The sequence below is a fragment of the Archangium sp. genome, assembly GCF_036389735.1.
Lineage (GTDB): Bacteria > Myxococcota > Myxococcia > Myxococcales > Myxococcaceae > Archangium.
On record NZ_DASVWK010000957.1, the window covers coordinates 1 to 2,870 of the forward strand.

The 2,870-nt window shown below is 64.0% G+C and carries 2 protein-coding genes and 1 pseudogene; 2 read left to right on the plus strand and 1 reads right to left on the minus strand.

Annotation, left to right across the window (positions count from 1 at the left end; genetic code table 11):
* Positions 1–1,501, minus strand: a 1,501-nt coding sequence (locus VF794_RS34045) for an RNA-binding domain-containing protein (RefSeq protein ID WP_331117291.1), incomplete at its 3' end; no start/stop codon positions are given.
* Between the two features lie 275 nt (positions 1,502–1,776).
* Here VF794_RS34045 and VF794_RS34050 point away from each other — a divergent pair.
* The gene (locus VF794_RS34050; protein ID WP_331117292.1) at positions 1,777–2,262 is read left to right on the plus strand and encodes an SUF system Fe-S cluster assembly regulator; all 486 of its coding nucleotides are present in this window, start codon (positions 1,777–1,779) and stop codon (positions 2,260–2,262) included.
* Positions 2,259–2,870, plus strand: a pseudogene (locus tag VF794_RS34055) (Fe-S cluster assembly protein SufB); the annotation flags it as partial. The gene VF794_RS34050 and the pseudogene VF794_RS34055, both read left to right, overlap by 4 nt.

Genomic DNA, 2,870 nt, shown 5'->3' on the forward strand with positions numbered 1-2,870 from the left:
ACTCATCCGTGGTCCGGCGGTGGTAATCCACGGCTGAGCCCAGTCGCTTGAGCACCTCGCCTCGCAACCGGTAGGCAGGATGGGCGTTGCGTGCGGTCTGTCGCGTGGCCTCTAGGATCGCGAGTTCATCGTTCGTTAGCCGCCGCAGACTCGCCTCGGTCTCATCCACCGATTTCTGCAGCATGGGGGCCATGTCCAGTGCTGTCACTGCCTTGCTGCGACAGAGGCGGAAGAGGATCAGCAGTGCGTCCGTGTCATCTCGCTCCGGCTCTGGGAGTTGGGCGACGAATCGGGCGATCTGAGTTCTGGCTGCTCCTCCCACCAGTTTCACCTGAACCTGCTCGAAGGATGCCTCGATGCGGGGAAGGTCGCGGCCGGAGCGGATCATCTCTCGGTACATGCGATCCACCCCGCGTCCAGCCTCCTCGGCGAAACCGAGGGTGCGTGTTGCGCGGGCCAGGGTGCGATTACGGGGCTTGGGGGGATGCGTGAGGATGTTTTCAGGCGTCACTCCGGAGACAAGTGGTCCGGGTGAGGTGACCACGAAGACCTCGGGGGAGTGATCGATGAAGACGGGGCGACGCAGGCGGTAGTCCTGGTGGACGATGGCGTTGGCAATGGCCTCGCGAATGGCCAGATGGGGGAAGTCCGCGATGTCAATCTGCTGGCCGTTGGGAAGCGAGATAGGTGTCTGGTTGAGTCGGGCCTGCACCAACCCCAGCACCTTCTCGAATGCAAGGACGAGGGGCGTCTCGATACGTTCGATGGCACGAGGCTCACCACCCGGCGTCTGGCGGTAGTGATATTGGAGAGCGGGGGAAAAAGGAATTTCGCAGAAGAGCAGTTCGCCAGCACGTAGGAGTACCCCCTGCTCCGAGATGACACCCAACGCTGTCAACAAGTCGCGGTCGCCGAGGCGTGCATACTTGCGCCGCGCTTCATCCGTGAGGGTAGCGAGGCTGCGGCGTGCCGCCTCGAGTGCAGTTGGAGACACGTCGTTGACCGTGCGCTCACTGAGTTGGCTCGACCAATCGAAGTCCCGGCGTTCCTCGCGCAAGAGGGCGACCTCGTCGGGGCTCATGGGTAGGCAGTCCGTCGCCACTCGCCGTCGAGCCCGTCCTTGCGTGTCCGCATGAACATCAAGGCTCTGCTGCACGAAGAGCACGAGCAGCCGAACACCCGCGAACTGACGCTCTGCGGCCTCAACGAGGAGGTGCGGGTTGCTCAGCTCGTAGATGCGCTTGCGGACTTCCTCGGAGTCAAGGTCAGTACCCTTGAAGGCCGATGGGCCTGCCTGCTTGTCGTCGACCCCGATGATGATCGCTCCACCACTCGCATTCGCGAAGCAGACGGCATCGCCTGCGAGGTCACGCATGAACTCCTTGAGCCCATTCTGCCCTTGCTCCTTGAAGTCCAGGGTGGAGGACTCCAACTTGTGTGCGGTCGTTCCCGCCCGTACCCGGCTGAGAGCCACCTCGACTTCTTCTCGAATACGCTGCATGGCTCTAGTGCCTACCCGGAAGTTTGTGCCGAGTTTGTGACTACCCTTCACTGTACAGGGTGCTCACAAACTCGGCACAAACTCAAGTCTCCAAGACTCAAGTTTTCAGGAGAGGGCTGACCAACGCTGCGGAGGCTGGTGCTCAGTCCCAGGGCAGCCGGGGCGCCGAGCCCGTGATGCCACGATTTTTAATGCGGACCAACTTGGTCCTGTTTAAAGAGCCCTCACGCAGGTCCCTCTGAGATCGGGGGTCCAGATGGTGGAGAGATTCCGAAATGCTCCGGATGAGCAAGATGACCGACTACGGCATCGTGCTGCTGACCGAGCTGGCGCGCGGGGAGGGTGAGACGCGCACGGCGAGGGAATTGGCGGCACGGACTGGTGTGCCCCTACCCTCGGTGAGCAAGGTGCTGAAGGGGCTCCAGGGCGCCGGCCTGCTCGTGTCCCACCGGGGTGCGAGCGGCGGGTACGGGCTGGCCCGGCCCGCGCGGGAGATTCCGCTCACGGAGATCATCGCCTCGCTCGAGGGCCCGGTCTCCCTCACCGAGTGCGGCGCGAACGGCGCCCATCCTCCGGCGGGCTCCTGCGAGCTGGAGCAGGTGTGCCAGGTACGCGGCCACTGGCGCGTCATCAACCGCACCATCCAGGACGCGCTCGGCCGGCTGACGCTGGCGGACCTGTGCGCGCCCGTACCGCGCCTCGTCAGCCTCAAGACGAACCCGAACCCGAACCCCGCCACGGTGGGAGGAGTCCCCTCATGAGCACGCAGGCCATTCACGAGCTCACCAAGCGCCAGTACGACGCGGGCTTCGTCACCGACATCGAGTCGGAGAGCATCCCTCGCGGGTTGAGCGAGGACGTCATCCGCATCATCTCCGCCAAGAAGAACGAGCCGGAGTTCATGCTCGAGTGGCGCCTGCGTGCCTACCGGCACTGGCTCACCCTCCAGGAGCCGCGCTGGCAGAAGGTGGACTACGCGCCCATCGACTACCAGGACATCATCTATTACTCGGCGCCCAAGCAGAAGCCGAAGCTGGACAGCCTCGACCAGGTGGATCCGGAGCTCCTCAAGACCTACGCCAAGCTCGGCATCCCGCTGGAGGAGCAGAAGCGGATGCAGAACGTGGCGGTGGATGCCGTGTTCGACTCGGTCTCCGTGGCCACCACCTTCAAGGACAAGCTGGCCAAGGCCGGCGTCATCTTCTGCTCCTTCTCCGAGGCCGTGCGCGAGCACCCCGAGCTGGTGAAGAAGTACCTGGGCACGGTGGTGCCTCACTCGGACAACTACTTCGCGGCGCTCAACTCGGCGGTGTTCAGCGACGGCTCGTTCGTCTACGTGCCCAAGGGCGTGCGCTGCCCCATGGAGCTG

Coding starts and splice junctions, on each gene's coding strand:
- VF794_RS34050 (WP_331117292.1), top strand. CDS start 1,777: ATGCTCCGGATGAGCAAGATGACCGACTACGGCATCGTGCTGCTGACC.